This is a genomic window from Actinomadura viridis, from assembly GCF_015751755.1.
In the GTDB taxonomy this organism is placed as follows: Bacteria; Actinomycetota; Actinomycetes; order Streptosporangiales; family Streptosporangiaceae; genus Spirillospora; species Spirillospora viridis.
In genome coordinates, this window is sequence record NZ_JADOUA010000001.1 from 7087550 (window position 1) to 7103696 (window position 16147).

The 16147-nt window shown below is 73.1% G+C and carries 14 protein-coding genes; 6 read left to right on the plus strand and 8 right to left on the minus strand.

The window, feature by feature from the left end; all coding sequences use genetic code 11:
• The first annotated feature begins 63 nt into the window (after positions 1-63).
• A complete protein-coding gene (locus tag IW256_RS32140) occupies positions 64-438 on the plus strand; it encodes a ClpX C4-type zinc finger protein (RefSeq protein ID WP_420535432.1) in 375 nt (124 codons plus the stop codon).
• Between the two features lie 6 nt (positions 439-444).
• Here the strand turns inward: IW256_RS32140 and IW256_RS32145 are convergent, their stop codons facing one another.
• Entirely contained in the window at positions 445-897 is a 453-nt protein-coding gene (locus IW256_RS32145) for a MarR family winged helix-turn-helix transcriptional regulator (RefSeq protein ID WP_197014521.1), read from the minus strand.
• A gap of 97 nt (positions 898-994) precedes the next feature.
• Between IW256_RS32145 and IW256_RS32150 the strand changes: the two genes are divergently transcribed.
• On the plus strand, positions 995-2119 hold the full coding sequence (locus tag IW256_RS32150) for an epoxide hydrolase family protein (protein WP_197014522.1): 1125 nt from the start codon (positions 995-997) through the stop codon (positions 2117-2119).
• A gap of 452 nt (positions 2120-2571) precedes the next feature.
• Here IW256_RS32150 and IW256_RS32160 read toward each other — a convergent pair whose 3' ends face one another.
• The 3 genes from IW256_RS32160 to IW256_RS32170 form a co-directional block, all read right to left on the minus strand.
• Positions 2572-3588, minus strand: coding sequence for an SDR family oxidoreductase (locus IW256_RS32160; RefSeq protein WP_197014523.1), 1017 nt, complete (start codon positions 3586-3588; stop codon positions 2572-2574).
• Positions 3589-3682: 94 nt separating this feature from the next.
• Positions 3683-4849: a methyltransferase gene (locus IW256_RS32165; RefSeq protein ID WP_197014524.1), complete on the minus strand. Its 1167-nt coding sequence runs from the start codon at positions 4847-4849 to the stop codon at positions 3683-3685.
• 70 nt (positions 4850-4919) lie between these two features.
• On the minus strand, positions 4920-5804 hold the full coding sequence (locus IW256_RS32170; RefSeq protein WP_197014525.1) for a helix-turn-helix domain-containing protein: 885 nt from the start codon (positions 5802-5804) through the stop codon (positions 4920-4922).
• A 101-nt stretch (positions 5805-5905) separates the two neighbouring features.
• Between IW256_RS32170 and IW256_RS32175 the strand changes: the two genes are divergently transcribed.
• Positions 5906-7375, plus strand: a complete 1470-nt coding sequence (locus IW256_RS32175; RefSeq protein WP_197014526.1) for an MFS transporter — start codon at positions 5906-5908, stop codon at positions 7373-7375.
• A gap of 27 nt (positions 7376-7402) precedes the next feature.
• Here IW256_RS32175 and IW256_RS32180 read toward each other — a convergent pair whose 3' ends face one another.
• A complete protein-coding gene (locus tag IW256_RS32180; protein WP_197014527.1) occupies positions 7403-8437 on the minus strand; it encodes a PucR family transcriptional regulator in 1035 nt (344 codons plus the stop codon).
• A 95-nt stretch (positions 8438-8532) separates the two neighbouring features.
• Here IW256_RS32180 and IW256_RS32185 point away from each other — a divergent pair, with 95 nt between their 5' ends.
• The 3 genes from IW256_RS32185 (at position 8533) to IW256_RS32195 (ending at position 13071) form a co-directional block, all read left to right on the plus strand.
• Positions 8533-9426, plus strand: coding sequence for an alpha/beta hydrolase (locus tag IW256_RS32185; protein ID WP_197014528.1), 894 nt, complete (start codon positions 8533-8535; stop codon positions 9424-9426).
• Positions 9427-9583: 157 nt separating this feature from the next.
• On the plus strand, positions 9584-11341 hold the full coding sequence (locus IW256_RS32190; RefSeq protein WP_307829252.1) for an ABC transporter ATP-binding protein: 1758 nt from the start codon (positions 9584-9586) through the stop codon (positions 11339-11341).
• Positions 11332-13071, plus strand: a complete 1740-nt coding sequence (locus IW256_RS32195) for an ABC transporter ATP-binding protein (protein ID WP_231404019.1) — start codon at positions 11332-11334, stop codon at positions 13069-13071. The genes IW256_RS32190 and IW256_RS32195 overlap by 10 nt, the downstream gene beginning before the upstream one ends.
• A 90-nt stretch (positions 13072-13161) precedes the next feature.
• On the opposite strand, the gene IW256_RS32200 is transcribed toward IW256_RS32195, so the two are convergent.
• From IW256_RS32200 to IW256_RS32210, 3 genes are all read right to left on the minus strand, one after another.
• Entirely contained in the window at positions 13162-14904 is a 1743-nt protein-coding gene (locus tag IW256_RS32200; protein WP_197014529.1) for a hypothetical protein, read from the minus strand.
• 322 nt (positions 14905-15226) lie between these two features.
• Positions 15227-15721 carry a protein-tyrosine phosphatase family protein gene (locus IW256_RS32205; RefSeq protein WP_197014530.1) on the minus strand — a complete coding sequence of 165 codons (495 nt, stop codon included), beginning with the start codon at positions 15719-15721 and terminating at the stop codon, positions 15227-15229.
• 45 nt (positions 15722-15766) lie between these two features.
• The gene (locus IW256_RS32210; RefSeq protein ID WP_197014531.1) at positions 15767-16009 is read right to left on the minus strand and encodes a hypothetical protein; all 243 of its coding nucleotides are present in this window, start codon (positions 16007-16009) and stop codon (positions 15767-15769) included.
• Positions 16010-16147: the final 138 nt, after the last annotated feature.

Genomic DNA, 16147 nt, shown 5'->3' on the forward strand with positions numbered 1-16147 from the left:
CGGCCGGGAGTTGTCAGGTGCGCCCTGACGGCCTACCGTGTCAGGGAAACCCTGACGACGGAGGTGAGTTCATTGGCCGAGGCCGACGACGGAACCGTCCGGTGCTTCTCCTGCGACCGGCCCGCCGCCGAGGTCGGCCGCCTGGTCTCGGGCGCCGGCCTGCGGATCTGCGGCGCGTGCGTCGCCGCCGCCGAGGCGATCGTGGAGGAGTACCGCGACGATCCGTTCCAGGTCCGGCTGCCCCGGTGGACGTCGATGACGGACGAGCAGATGCTCGACAAGGTCCCGCGCGTGGCGGCCCTCGCCGACCAGGTCGAGGCCGAGCTCCGGGGCTGGGTGCGGGAGCTGCGGCGGCGCGGGGTCACCTGGGCGAGGATCGGGCAGGCGCTCGGCATCACGCGGCAGTCCGCCTGGGAGCGGTTCTCCGGCGAGGAGTGAGTCCCCTCAGGGGCGCACGTGGTGCTCGACCAGGCGGACGAGCATGCCGGTCAGCCGGTCGCGTTCCTCGGAGGTCAGGGGCGCGAGCAGCTCGTCCTGGATCTCGGCCAGCACCTCGTCCAGCTCGTCGAGGCCGCGCCTGCCCGCCGGGGTGATCGAGATGATGTTGCGCCTGCGGTCGGCGGGGTCGGGCGCGCGTTCGATCAGGTGCTTGCCGGCGAGCTCGTTCAGCGCGGCGACCACGTCACTGCGGTCGATGCCGGTGCTGCGGCCCAGGGTGGCCTGGCTGGCGGGACCGAACTCGGCGAGGGCGGCGAGCAGCCTGTAGTGGTAGCTGCGGAAGCCGGCCGCGGCGAACCGCTCGTTGCGGACCCGGTGGGAGTACGCGTAGAGCTGAGCGATCAGCCAGCTCGGCGCGTTCCTGAGCCGCGCGGGCTGCGCCCCCTCGCCGGTCATCATGGCTCGGGAGTCTAGCAAATTGTTGGCACGACCCACGATCGTGTGCATATAGTTGGTCTCACCAATGTTGGCATCACCAATGATCGAGGAGGCCGCCATGACCGATGTCGTTCCCTTCCGTGTGAACGTCCCGCAGGCCGATCTGGACGACCTCGCCGGACGCCTGGACCGCGTCCGCTGGCCGGACGAGCTGCCCGGCGCCGGCTGGGACTACGGCATCCCGCTCGGCCGCGTGCGGGAGCTGGCCGAGTACTGGCGCACGGGTTACGACTGGCGCGCGCAGGAGGCCGCGCTGAACGCGTTCCCGCAGTTCACCACCACCATCGACGGCGCGAACGTGCACTTCTTCCACGTGCGGTCGCCCGAGCCGGACGCGCTGCCGCTGATCCTGACGCACGGCTGGCCGAGCACGTCCGCCGACTTCCTCGACATGATCGGCCCGCTCACCGACCCCCGCGCGCACGGCGGGGACCCGGCCGACGCGTTCCACGTGGTGATCCCGTCCATCCCGGGCTTCGGGCTCTCGGGACCGACGCGCGAGCGGGGCTGGAACGTCGGACGCGTCGCGCGGGCGTGGAAGGAGCTGATGGACCTGCTGGGGTACGAGCGGTACGGCGTCCAGGGCGGCGACTGGGGCTGGCCGGTGTCCGCCGCCCTCGCCGGCATCGCCCCCGAACGGCTCGCCGGGCTGCACACCAACTACCTGGCGATGCCGGCGGACGAGACCGTGACCGACCTGACCGACGAGGAGACGTCCCGGGTCGAACGGCAGCGGCGCTATCTGGCCGCGCCGGCCGGTTACTGGCAGATGCAGTCCACGCGCCCGCAGACCCTGGCGTACGCGCTGGCCGACTCACCGGTGGCGCAGCTGGCCTGGATCGCCGACAAGGTCACCGAGTGGACCGACCCGGCGACCGGCGTCGGCGACGACCGGCTGCTCACCACGGTGAGCCTCTTCTGGCTCACCGGCACCGGGGGTTCGTCCTCCCGCCTCCACCGGGAGAACACGGGGCCCCGGGGCCGCAAGGCGGTGTCCAACCCGGTGCCGATGGGGGTGGCGGTCTTCCCGCACGACCTCATCCTGCCGGTGCGCCGCTTCGCCGAGAAGGTCTACGACATCGTGCACTGGACGGAGTTCGACCGTGGGGGGCACCTTCCGGCGCTGGAGGTCCCCGACCTCCTCACCGGCGACGTCCGCGCGTTCTTCCGCGGCCTCCGCTGACCCCGTTCCCGCGCGGGCGAGCCGGGCGTGGCGCTGATCCTGGCGGAGCTGGGGTTCATCGCCGAACTGCGCGGGGACGCCGAGGCCGCCCTCGCGTCGCACCTGGAGGGGTACGAGGCGGCCCGCGCCATGGGGGACCCGCGGGCGGTGGCGCTCGCCTTCGAGGGGCTGGCCGGGGCCAGGGCCCTCGCGGGCGACGGCGAGCACGCGGCCGAACTCCTCGGTGCCGCCGCGGCCCTCCGCGCGTCGGCGGGCGCGCCCCTGCCCGCCGCGGAACGCGGGGACGTGGACCGCATCACCGCCGCCGCCCGCGCGCTCCTGGCGGACGCGCCCGCTTCACCCGGCGACCCGGATGGCGACGGCGGCCTGGGCGGCGACGCGTTCGCCGCCGCCTTCGCCCGGGGCCGGGCCGCCCCTCCGCCCCACCCGCTTCACCGGGCGGGACGGCCCGTTCACGCGGACCCGGACGCCGACGCGGGCCCGGACGCCGACGCCGACGCGGACCCGGACCCGGACCCGGACCCGGACCCGGACCCGGACCCGGACCCGGATTCGGACGCGGACGCCGACGCGGACGCGGACGCCGCGAGGAAGCCGCGGTAGTACTCGGGGAAGTCGGGCCGCGTCCCGTCGACGTCGGTGAAGCCGTACTCCCTGGCCAGCCGCCCGGTGTCGTACGCGCCGCCCGTCTTGGCCATGATGTCCGGGTCGGCGGCGAGCGCCACCACGGCCCGGCCGGTGTAGGCGGGGGTCTCGGACCGGAGGAAGTGCTGGTCCTTGGCCCCGGCGTCCCGCCAGTTCTCCTCGGTGACGCCGAAGTGGTCGAGCATGGCCTCCGACCGCAGGAAGCCCGGGGTGAGCGCGAGCGCGGCGACCCCGTACGGCTTCAGCTCGGCCGCCTGGCTGGACGCGAGCCGGGCGACGCTGTGCTTGGCCAGGTCGTAGAAGAACGTGCCGCGGTAGCCGCCGAGGATCTCATCGACCCACTCCTCGGTGCCGTCGGTGATCTCGACGACCAGCCCGCGTCCCCGTTCGATGAGCAGCGGCAGCATGAAATGGCTGGTGATGATGTGGGTGTCGACCGCGCGGTGGAGCAGTTTCAGGCCGTTCTCCAGGTCGTGCTCCCAGAGCCGCTTGTCCCACTGGGTGAGCGCGTCGCCGCCCCAGACGTCGTTGACCAGCAGGTCCAGCCGTCCGTGCGCGGAGCGGACGCGCTCGGCCAGCGCCCGCACCTGCCCGGGGTCGGAGTGGTCGCACCGGACGGCGATCCCGGTGCCGCCGCGCGCGGTGACCAGCTCGGCGGTCTCCTCGATGGTCTCCGGACGGTCGAGGTCGGAGCGGCCGTCCCGGGTCGTGCGGCCGGTGACGTACACGGTCGCCCCGGCCGCGCCCAGCTCGGTGGCGATGCCCCGGCCCGCCCCGCGGGTGCCTCCGGCGACCAGGGCGATGGTGTCGGTGAGCCGTGTCATGCGCGTCCCCCTCATTAGTAAATGCATGTTCGTTTACTATAGGGGATCCGCGGCACCCGCCGGGGACGGCGCCTACCCGGCGGGTCTCAGCAGGTCAGGGCGGTGCGGCGGTGAGCCGCCAGAGGGAGGTCACCTCGGCCGACCGCGCCGCGTGCAGCGGGTCGCCGGGATCGGACGCGCGCGGGTGGGCGGGCCTGGCGTCCAGCCGTCCGGCGACCGTCAGGCCCCCGGCGCCGATGGCGTCCAGCAACTCGGCGCGCGTCCGCAGCCCGAGGTGCTCGGCGAGGTCGGACAGGATCAGCCACCCCTCCCCGCCCGGCGCCAGGTGGCCGGCCAGCCCGGCGAGGAAGGCGTGGAGCATCCGGCCGTCCGGGTCGTACACCGCGTGTTCGAGGGGAGAGCTGGGGCGGGCCGGGATCCACGGCGGGTTGCACACCACCAGGTCCGCCCGGCCGGGCGGCCACAGGTCGGCCTCCACGACCTCCACCCGTTCCGCCAGCCCCAGCCGCGCCACGTTCTCGCGGGCGCAGGCGAGCGCGCGCGGATCCTGGTCGGTGGCCACGACCCGTTCCATGCCGCGCCTGGCCAGGACCGCCGCGAGCACGCCGGTCCCGGTGCCGACGTCGTACGCCAGGGCCCGCGAACGGGGCAGCGGGGCGTCGGCGACCAGCGAGACGTACTCGCCCCGAACGGGGGAGAACACCCCATAGTGCGGATGGACGCGGTCGCCGCCCAGGGCGGGGATCTCCACGCCCTTGGCCCGCCACTCGTGGGCGCCGATCACCCCCAGCAGCTCGCGCAGGGACATCACGTACGGCTCGTCCGCCGGGCCGTACGCCTCCGTGCACGCCTGGGCGACGTCGGGCGCGCGCCGCAGCGGGACGCTGTGGCCGGGCTCCACGGGGATCAGCAGCATGCCCAGCGTGCGGGCGCGCTGCCCCTGCGCCTGGCGATGCAGGTGGAACGCCTGGAGCGGCGACGGCCGCCGCGCCTCCTGCCGCTTTCGCCGCGCGGGCTTGGGCGGACGGTCGGCGCGCCGTGTCATGGCCTGGAGCAGTTGCCGCGCGTTCTGGAAGTCGCCTCGCCACAGCAGCGCCGTGCCTTCGCAGGCGAGCCGGTACGCGACGTCCGCCTTCATGCGGTCGTCGGCCACCTCCACCCGGTGGGGCGGGGCCGCGCCGCTCTCCGAGCGCCAGCGGGCCGAACGGTCCTGGCCGTCCTCCCGCCAGCCGATCCTGGGCTGGACGTCCGCGGCGTTCATGGCCGGCTCCGGTCCTCGTCGTTGGCCGCCGGCCGGTCGCCGGGGCCGCACCGTTCGATGATCGCAGGGGTCATGGGTCCGCGGTGGCCGCGATGGTCGCGGCGAGTTCGGCGCTGGAGAGGTGGCGGGACGAGGCGGCGAGCCGGTTCAGCGCGGCCTCGTACGGAGACCCGGGCTCGGCCGCGTACAGCATCAGGCGGCTGAGATCCGGATCGCCGGGCAGGCGCAGGGTCTCGAACGACAGCACCAGCGGCCCCGCCTCCGGATGGCGGATCCGGGCCTCACCATGTGTCAGGTCGCTCACCTGATGGGCCGACCACAGTTCCCGGAAGTCCGGGCTCCGTTCCAGCATCGTGCCGATCAGCGCCTTCAGGCGGCGGTCGTCCGGATCCTCGCCCGAGCGGTAGCGCAGGTGGGCCACGTTCCGCCGGGCGACCGCCGGCCAGTTGTCGCCGAGGCGTTCGCGGTAGTCGTCGTTGAGGTGGATCTGGTGCGTCCAGGTGCGTTCCTCCGGCGGGACGGCGGCCAGGTCGACGAAGACCGCCGCGGTGAGCCGGTTCCACGCCACCACGTCGGTGTGATGCCCCACCACGTACGCCGGGGCATGGGTGATGGAGTCGAGCAGGTGCTGCAGGGGCGCGCGCAGGCGCGGCGCGGCCCGCACGGCGTCCCGGCGGGGAGGATGCGCGAGGCGGTGCAGGTGCGCGCGTTCGTCCGGGTCGAGCCGGAGGGCGCGGGCGACCGCGTCCAGGACCTCGGCGGACACGTTGTCGGCGTGCCCCTGTTCGAGGCGGATGTAGTAGGCCACGCTCACTCCGGCGAGCTGCGCCAGCTCCTCGCGGCGCAGCCCGGGGACGCGGCGGCGGCCCCCGTACGAGCGCAGCCCCGCCTCCTCCGGTCGCAGTCGTCCGCGCCGGGACTTGAGGAAATCGCCCAGCTCGACGCTTCGGCTCATGCCCGTGAGGTTAGGCGCTCGCGGCCGTGAAGGTGCCACTGGCGGTGGTACGAAAGGCGGAGGGCTGGGCCGGGCGGCCCGCGCCGGTGATCGTGATCGCCATGACGACAGTGACCGATGCCGCGGGGACGCCCTGCGAGGCGCCCCACCGTCCGGCCGCGACCGCGTCCCGCCGGGACGCCGGCCGTGCGCGGATGACCTCGCGGCAGAAGCTGATCCTGATCCTGCTGCTCGGCGCGCAGTTCATGCTCGCCATCGACTTCTCCATCCTCAACGTGGCGCTGCCGGTCGTCGGCGGCGGCCTCGGGTTCGGCCTGGACGACCTCCAGTGGATCGCGACCGCGTTCGCGCTGCCCGCCGCCGGGTTCACGCTGCTGTTCGGCCGGATCGCCGACCTGGCCGGACGGCGCCGGATGCTCCTGACCGGCATGATGCTGCTGGCGGCCGGGTCCCTGCTGGGCGGGCTGGCCACGACGCCCGCGCTGCTGCTCACCGGACGCGTGCTGCAGGGGCTGGCCACGGCGATCGCCACCCCCGCCGCGCTGTCGCTGCTGACGACTTCGTTCACCGAGGGGCCGTTGCGGGCCCGCGCGCTCGGGCTCAGCGGTGCCCTGATGTCGGCCGGGTTCACGGTCGGCGCGGTGCTCGGGGGCGTGCTCACCGACCTGCTGAGCTGGCGCTGGGCGTTCCTGATCAACGTGCCGGTGGCGGTGCTCATCCTGGTCCTGACGCCGATGCTGATCAGGGAGAGCCGGACCGAGGACCGCGCCCGGCTGGACGTGCCCGGCGCGGTGACCGTGACCGGCGGCCTGCTCGCCCTCGTCTACGGCATCACCGGCGCGGGCGAGAACGGCTGGGGCGACGTGACCGCGCTGGCCGCGCTCGCGCTCGCCGCCGTGCTGCTGGTGTCGTTCTGGCTGGTGGAACGCCGGTCGGCCGCCCCGCTGGCGCCCCCGCGCGTCCTGACCAAGCCCACCGTCACCTGGGGGAACGTCGGCGGCTTCGTCGCGTTCGCGACCGAGACCTCGCTGGTCTTCCTGATGACCCTCTACCTGCAGCGGGTGCTGGGCTTCTCTCCGCTGGCCACGGGGCTCGCGCTGGGCGTGCTGGGCGCGGGCACCTTCGCCGGAGGGCTCGCCGCCCCGCACGTCCTGTCCCGGATCGGCGGCCGGCGGACCCTGGTGTCCGGGCTGGTCCTGCAGGCCGCCGCCACGGCCGCGCTGCTCGCGCTGGGCGGTACCCGGGACGCCCTGGCGCTGCTCCTGGTCGCCACGTTCATCGGGGGCTTCGGCAACCTGGTCGCCATCGTCGCGTTCATGGGCATCGCGACGTCCGGCCTCCCGGACGGGGAGCAGGGGCTGGCCACCGGCCTGGCCACCATGACCCAGCAGGTCGCGATCACCCTCGGCATCCCGATCATGAGCGCGGTCGCCACCGCCCGTACCCACGCGCTCGGCGCCTCCGGGACGGACGCGATCCTCGGCGGCATCCATGCCGCCACCCTCGTCAACGTCGCCCTCACCGTGGCCGGCGCAGCCGTGGTGGGCCTCTTCCTGCGCGGACGAGCCTGATCGATACGCCGGCCGCACCTGCCCGGGTCAGCCGTCCAGGAGCCGCCATGCGGTGAGGGCGAGCCGGGCCCGGGTCAGCCCGGCGGGAACGGTGAGTTCGATGCCGAGGGCCTCGGCGATCTGTTCGAGGCGGCGGGAGACGCTGCTGTGATGCAGGTGGAGGAGGTCGGCGGCGCCGCGAAGGGAGCCGGTGGCGCAGTAGGCGTCCAGAGTGTCCAGGTCCTCGGGGCTGCCGGCCAGGCGGGCGATCGCGGCCACGTCGGCGTTGCCGCGCGCGATGTCGGGGGGAACCTCGGCCAGCAGCGCCAGCGCGCCCAGGTCGTCGTGGTGGACGACCGGCTGCCGCGGCGTGGTGAAGCGCAGGGCGGTGCGGGCCTGCTGCCAGGACCGGTCGGGGCTCGGGGCGGCGCCGATGCCCGCGCGGACGCCCTGCGGGAACCGTTCCTGATCGACGGTGGCGGCCAGGAGCACCCCGACGTCGGCGAGCGACGCCGCCTTCACCGGACGGGACGGGCAGATCCGCGCCCCGATGCGGTCGAGCGGCAGCGACGACCGCACGGCGACGACGCGGACGGGCAGGTCGGCGGCGAACCCCAGAAGCCGCAGCGCCCGGGCGCGGGCCGCCTCGTTGCCGCCGGGGCTGACGACCAGTTCGACCAGCGCGGGATCGGCCATGGTGGTGCGGGCCGGCCCGTACCGTTCGACGACCCCGGCGGCGGCGAGGGCGAGCCGCTCCAGCAGCGCCGCGTCGAGCGGGCCGGGCGGGCTGGGGCGTTCCAGCCACACCGCGCCGATCTCCTCCTCGTCGAGGGTGATCGGCGCCGTGCCGGACGCGGGCGCGGGCGGGCCGGACGCCTCCCGGCCGTCGGGCGCCATGCGGATCTCCCGCCCGGTGCCGTGCAGCCGGATCCCGGCCACGCACTCGGCCAGGCCCGCCGAGGCCCGGGCGAGCGCGGGCAGGTCGACTCGCCGGCGCATCAGCGTGTCGTAGAACAGCACGACGCGGATTACGCCGTCGACGTGCGGATCCATTCCCGACAGTTGCTCGGCCAAGGCCTCCATGGCGGCAGAATATGCGCCGATCGGTGCGCGGCCGGCGCGGAACGCGCGACGGGTGGCGGATGATCTGAAGGGGGTTTCCCGTGAGGCTGGACGGCATGGATCCCGAACTGGAAGCCTTCATCCCCCTGCTCCCGCAGCTCGACCTGACCGATCCGGCCGCCACCCGCGCCAAGCTCGCCGCGACCCTGGGTCTGCGACCGGCGCCCGACACCGCGGGTCTGGAGATCGAGGATCGCACGGTGCCCGCCGCCCCGGATGTGCCGGTGCGGATCTACCGGCCGGACCGGGCGCAGGGCGCCGTCGTCTGGCTGCACGGCGGCGGCGGCGTCTTCGGCGACCTGGACAGCGAACACCTGCAGGCGGTCCGGATCGCCGACGGCTCCGGGGCGGTGGTGATCTCCGTCGACTACCGGCTGGCCCCGGAGAATCCGTTTCCAGCCGCCCACCAGGACGCCTACGCCGTGCTCGTCTGGGCGGCCGAGCACGCGGCCGAGCTCGGTATCGACCCGGAACGGATCGCGGTCGGCGGCCACAGCATGGGCGCGGGCCTGGCGGCCGGGGTGGCGTTGCGGGTACGCGAAGAGCAGGGCCCGGCGATCTGCTTCCAGCTGCTCAACCAGCCGATGCTCGATGACCGGCAGGAGACCTGGTCGCAGCGCACCTTCACCGACACCCCCTGGATGACCCGCGACAGGATCGCCGCCGCGTGGCGCCATTACCTGGGTTCCCAGCCCGCCACCACCGACGCCGCGCCGGGGCGGGCCGCCGACCTTTCCGGTCTTCCTCCGGCCTACGTCGCCACCGCCGAGTTCGACCCGCTGCGGGACGAGGCCATCGAGTACGCGCTGCGGATGCTGCGGGCGGGCGTGCCGGTCGAACTGCACCAGTGGCCCGGCACGTTCCACGGATCGCAGGCCCTGCCCGCCGAGGTGTCGCAACGGCAGTTCGCCGAACTCGCCGCCGCCCTGCGCCGCGGACTGGCCGGATGAGCCGCCGGCACCCGTTCGATCGGCAGAGGGCGGCCGTGTCGAAGACGCGACCGCCGGCCCTCTGCCAACGGGCGATGTGCGGCGACGGAACCGCCCGATGAGCAGCGAAGAGGCGGAACCTTCGAAGGCCATGGGCCTTGGGGAGTTGCTGCGACCCGTGCGTGTGCGGCTGGGTACGGCGATCGGCTTGCAGGCCGTCGCGGCGGCGGTGGCCGTGGTGCCGTTCGCCGCGGTGGCCGAGCTGGCCCGGGTCCTGCTGGCCGCCGGCCCGCCCGACCGGGACCGGGCGTGGACGGTGACCGCGATCGCGGCCGTCGCGCTGGTGGTGTGGCTGCTGCTGACCGCCGCGGCGGGAGCGCTCGCCCATCGCGCGGATGTGGACTTTCAGCTGTCGGTGCGGCGGCGCCTGGTGGACCGGCTGGGACGCGTCCCGCTGGGGTGGTTCACCGACCGGGGCGCGGCCGGAATCGGGAAGGCGGTCCAGCACGACGTGGACGCGATGCACCACCTGGTGGCGCATTCGCTGCTGAACCTCGTCGCCGTCGTGGTCACCTCGCTGGTGACGCTGGTCTACCTGTTCTGGGTGGACTGGCGGATGACGCTGATCCTGCTGGTCCCGATCGTGATCGGGGCCGCGCTGTTCGCCCGGCGGATCGTGAGCATGACCGCGGAGATGGCGGCCTTCGACAGGGCCGTGCAGGCCATCGTCGGCAGCGTCGTCGAGTTCGTCGAGGGCATCGCGGTGGTGAAGATGTTCGGGCAGGCCGACCGCGCGCATCGGCAGTACGCGCGGGCCGCCGACGACTTCGCGGAGTTCCTCCTCGCCTGGCTTTCGCGCAGCACCCGTTCGGCCGCGGGCTCGGCGCTGATGCTGAGCCCGATCACCATCCTGCTCACGGCGCTGGCCGGCGGTACGGCGCTGGTCACCGCCGGGCACCTGGACGCGCTCGACCTGCCCCCGTTCCTGATCCTCGGTCTGGGGCTGGCCGCGCCCCTGCAGGCGATGGACTTCCATGGCGAGGACATCGAGACGGCGAGTTCAGCGGCCAAGCGGGTGGGCGCCCTGCTGGCGGCGCCGGAACTGGCGGTGCCCGCCGAACCACGTCTGCCGGAGAGGGACAAAGGTTTCCGGGTGGAGCTGTCCGGGGTGGAGTTCGCCTACGACGCGGACCGGCCGGTGCTCGGCGGCATCGATCTGGCACTTGAGCCGGGCACCGTGACCGCTCTGGTCGGGTCGTCGGGTTCGGGCAAGACGACCCTCGCGAAACTGCTGCCGCGATTCTTCGACCCGACCGCGGGCACCGTCACGATCGGCGGCGTCGACCTGCGCGACATCGCGCCGGACCGGCTGTACCGGCTGGTGACGTTCGTCCTCCAGGACGTTCACCTGCTGAACGCCGGCGTGCGCGACAACATCCGCCTGGCCCATCCCGAAGCGGACGAGGAAACGGTTCACCGTGCGGCGCGGGCGGCCGCCATCGATGAGCGCATCCGCGCTCTGCCTCGCGGCTACGACTCGATGGTCGGCCGGGACGTCCGCTTCTCCGGCGGGGAGGCGCAACGGATCTCCATCGCCCGCGCGATCCTCGCGGACACCCCGATCGTGGTGCTCGACGAGGCGACCGCGCACGCCGATCCGGAGGCGGAGGCGCTGATCCAGGACGCGCTGTCGGAACTGGCGGCCGGACGGACCGTCCTCGTCGTCGCGCACCGGCTCGCCTCGGTGGTCGGCGCCGACCGGATCGTGGTGCTCGAACAGGGCCGGATCGCCGAGCAGGGCACGCACGACGAACTGCTCGCCGCCGGCGGCCGGTACGCGCGGATGTGGCGGGTGCAGGAGCGGGCCGGACTAGGAGAGGCCGACGATCACGACGCCTGCGCCGGGACCCGCGCGGCGAAGGGGGAATGGCGATGATCCGCCGGCTGTTCGCCGCGCTCGGCGCGGAGCACACCGGCGCGCTGCGCCGGTTGCTGGGCCTGCTCGCCGTCGCGGCGCTGCTCCAGGGGGCGGCGTTCGTCCTGCTGGTCCCGATCCTGCGCGAGGTGCTCGGCGACGAACCGGAACGGGCCTGGCCGTGGGTGATCGCACTCGCGGCGCTGTGGATCGGGTACGCGGCGGTGAACTATCCGGGGACGCTGGCCGGTCATCGGACCGGTACGACCCTGAGCCGCGATCTGCACCACCGGATCGGCGACAAGGTCGCGCGGCTGCCGCTGGCCTGGTTCACCGCCGAGCGCGTCGGCGGGCTCGGGCATCTGGCCGCGCGGCGCGTGGTCGACATCATGAGCGTGCCCGCGCACCTGCTGCGGCCGCTGGTCGACACCGTCGTCATCCCGCTGGTCGTGGTGCTGGCCATGCTCCTGTTCGACTGGCGGCTGGCCGTCGCGATGGCCGTCGCCGCGGTGGCGGTCGCGGTGACGTACCGCGTGGCGAGCCGTGGCATGCAGGCCGCCGACCGCCACGCGGACGCCGTCCACGCCGACGCCGCCGGCCGGATCGTGGAGTTCGCCCGCGCCCAGCCGGTGCTGCGGGCCTTCGGCCGCACGGTGGAAGGACGCACCGCGCTCGACGGCGCGCTCGCCGCTGAGCACACGGCCGGGCGCCGGATGCTGCGCGCGGGCATACCCGGCATCGTCGGGCTCGGCTTCGTCGCGCAGGCGTCGGTCATCGCGCTGCTGGCCCTGGGCACCTACCTGGCGCTCGACGGCTCGCTGGGGACGGCCGAACTGATCGCGCTCCTGGTGCTGGCGGTCCGGTTCGTGGAGCCGGTCATGTTCCTCGCCGAGATCGGCGGCGCCATCCGGGTCGCCGACAACGCGCTGACCGAGATCAACGCGCTGCTCGCCACCCCGACGCTGCCCGAGCCCGAGACGGCCCGGCAGGCGGACGGAGCCGGGATCGAGTTCGACGAGGTGCGCTTCGGCTACGACGGCACCGCGGTGCTGGAAGGGCTGTCGATGCGGATTCCGCAGGGCCGGATGACCGCCCTGGTCGGTCCGTCCGGTGCGGGCAAGACGACCGTGATCAAGCTGATCGCCCGGTTCTTCGACCCCGACGCCGGCGCGGTACGGGTGGGCGGCGTGGACGTGCGGGAGATGCGCACCGAGGATCTGACGTCGCTCATCTCGGTGGTCTTCCAGGACGTCTACCTGTTCGACGGAACCGTTCTCGACAACGTGCGCATCGGCAGGCCCGACGCCACCGACGAGGAGGTCTACGCCGCCGCCCGCACGGCCCGGGTTCAGGACATCGCCGAACGCCTGCCAGGCGGCTGGGAGGCGCCGGTCGGAGAGGGCGGCAGCCGGCTGTCCGGCGGTGAGCGGCAACGCATCTCGATCGCTCGCGCCCTGCTGAAGAACACCCCGATCGTGCTGTTCGACGAGGCGACCGCCGCGCTGGACGCCGAGAACGAGCACGCCGTGCAGCAGGCGATGGCGGCCCTGGCGCGGGACCGCACCGTCCTGGTGATCGCCCACCGGCTGCACACGTTGCGCCAGGCCGACCACATCGTCGTCCTCGACCAGGGACGTGTTGTGGAAGAGGGCGTCCACGACGACCTGCTCACCAGAGACGGTCGGTACGCCCACTACTGGCGGGAACGCAACCGCGCACACGGCTGGCGCCTCACCACGCCCGCCCCCTGACCAACGAACCGCCACAAGAGAGGCAGGTGACATGGAGGGGGAGGCGGGCGACGTCCGCGTCCGTGGCATGGGCTCCGGGACCCGTGGTGATCACGCCGGGCGGAACCGGTCCGGGAGCCTCCGCCAGGCTCGGGCGAACCCGGGCGGGTACGCGGTGACCGGCAGCGTCCCCTGAAGCTCGCCGCGGTAGTCACCGAGCAGGGGCAGTGAACCGCCGGCTCGGCAGGCCGCGGCCAGGGACCGGGCCTGGCGGCGCAGGTGGGTTCTGGCGAAGCGTTCGATGCCCTCTTCCCGGTCCCAGTGCGGGGCCCACCCCCGGTCGCACGCCTCGCCCGCCCCGGCCGCGAGCCGGTCGAGCCAGTGCAGCCAGGCCGCCGCCTCGGCCGGCCGATCCGCGCCGCCCTGGTCGGCCGGGCCGGCGAGGAACCGGTACCACGCCACCGGGAACCACCATGGGCCGCGGGCGATCCGCTGTGGTCTGTTCGGCCCGGCCGGCATCGCCGGGCCGGAGCCGTCCCAGAACGGCCGGGCCACCGCGCCGATCATGATGTCGGGCCCGTCCACAGGAGTGTTCGGGCCGTCCAACGCGGCCCGTAGCCGGTCCCACAGCGGTTCCGGGTCGGCGGGATATCCACGTTGCTTCGCGCTGGGCAGCCGCAGCAGCACCGATCTGCCGTACGGCCGGCCGTTGCCGGAGTGTCCATCGCCGTGACAGATCCGCTCGACCCAGCGGACGCGGTCGCCGCCGTGCGTGTGCAGCTGCTGGACAACGGTGTCCGGATCGCTGGGAGCGGGGACAGGGAGCGGCACACCCGGCACGGCCCCGGGCAGCTCCAGCGAATACATCAGCAGCTCGGTGTCATCGATGGAGGACGACAGGTAGCAGAGCACCGGATCGATCCACGCCTCACCGTGATCCGCCACGACGGCCGGGCCGCCCAGCGCCACCCGGTCCACACGCACTCCGTACAGGCCGGGCGCGCGCAGAGTCAGCCGGCACAGCTGCGTGTGACCCTTGTCGACCACGGCCAGCACGGCGTCGCCGAGGAAATCCAGGTACGGCACCTCGTGGACCTGGTCGGCATGGTCGTCGACCAAGCTGACCGAGATGTGCTGTCCCGGCTCGTCGAAGTACACCCACCCCTGCACCTCCGGCACGTCCGCCAGCCCGTCACCGGCCGCCCGGAGCCAGACTGCGACCCATGACTCGCCCCCGTCCCTGTCCGGCGGGAACACGTGCCGCTGTACCCAGGCCACCCGGTTCAGGTGCGGATCGACCACGCTGTGCAACACCCTGACATCAGGGCGGCCCGGTCGCCGCGACCGCCCTTCCGGCAGCGGACGGTCCAGCTCCAGCGCCCGGCCGATCTTCGCCAGCCGGTCCTCGTGCCCGAGCCGGTCCCAGTCGATCCGTTCGCCCTCGCTCCCCCGGTCGGCGGAAAGACCCGCGAGGTACTCGGCGTCGACCCGCACCAGCGGACCGTCCTGCACGGCGTACACCTCGTCGAAGGCGGAGACGAGCCCGGCCAGGAAGTCGCCGAACGTTTCCGGCGTGGGCACCCCCCAGCGATCGAGCAGCTGCAACAGGGGCTCCGGTCGGCCCGCCCACGGCAGGTCGTACATGCCGCCGGTGATATGTCGGCGGTCCCTCAGGTGGATCTCCACGCGGCGTTCTTCGGACAGGAAGGTGACCTCGACGAGGCTCGCGTCGTCCTCCCAGCGCAGCGTGACGGCCCTGAACTCCTCGACCACGTCCTCCGGACCGGCGCACCAGCCGACGTGCCGCCGCGCCCACGTCCGCAGCGCCTCGGCCACATCCTCATGCTTCAACACCCGGCAATTCCAGCACCACGACGCGCCCCATGACGCCCCACGGTTGCCACCACTGTCTCGATTGCTATCGGGCCCCTTCTGGCCGGGTGCCGTCCTGGCCTCAGACGGCCGAATAAGGACGGGCTCTTCGCCTCGGTTTGATCACTTGGTCGGTTTGCCTGGTCACGGCTTCTACGTGCCGGGCATGCCAGTGGATTTCTTGTCTGATGGGCAGGTGGCCTGGTACGGGCGGTTCGCGGTGCAGCCTCGGTGAGACTTTTCAACCGGGCTCTCTCCGTCGGCAACGACACGTCAACCGCGCCATTATGTGGAAGTTGACCTGTCAAGCCGGGCGGTGCTTGATCAGCTGGGTTGGCCAGTCGCGTTGCTCGGTGGTGTCGGGGACAGGGATGCCTCGTGCTGTTTGGAGTTGAGCCCAGGCGGTTTCGGGGTCGGTGCCGTTGAGGATGAGGAGGGAGACGGCCAACAGGGAGGATCGGCCGATGCCGAAGCGGCAGTGGATGACGATGTTCGTGCTGTCCTGGAGTTGCTGGGTGAGGTGATGGAGGGTCGGCAGGACCGCCTTCAGATCGGGGACGGTGCGGTCGGGGATGGGGACGTGGGTGAAGCTGAGACCGGCTTGCTGGGCGGCGTGGGGTTCGTTTTCGAGGTCGGCCTCGCGGAGTTCGGCGGGGGTGAGGGCGCAGACCAGGACGTCGACGTCGGCGGCCTTCAGAGCGGTCATCTCATCGGGCAGCCAGTCTCCGCCGCGGGGCTTGGCCATGGTGCTGACCCGTCCAGACCCGGGGAGATCGACGGTGTAGAGGGTGGGGCGCATATCAGCACTACTTTCGATCGGATCGGCCGGTGGCGGGCTCGACGATCAGCGGTAGTGGCATGCCGGGCTGGGTGCGGAGTTCGCGTGGGGTTGGTCCGGCGGGGTGGCGATGTCTGCGAGGCATTGCAGGACCTGGTCGAGGGCGGCTTGGCCCTCGTCTACGGCGGCGCGTTCGTCGTCGGTGAGCGGGATGCTCACCGACATGCGCTGCAGGTTGTCCTTGGCCTCAAACAGTTGGGCCTTCGTCGAGTCCTTGGGAGTATAGAAGTCGCATTTGGTGCAGACCATCCGGTGGGGACATTCCTCGAAGAAGGTGTAGGAGCACAGGCCGTGGCCGAGGTCGTAGTGCTGGAACGGCTGGCCGGTGGCGGCGGTACTGGAGGGTGGCGGCGTCGCGGTCGAGGAGCACCTCGATGGCGCGAACGT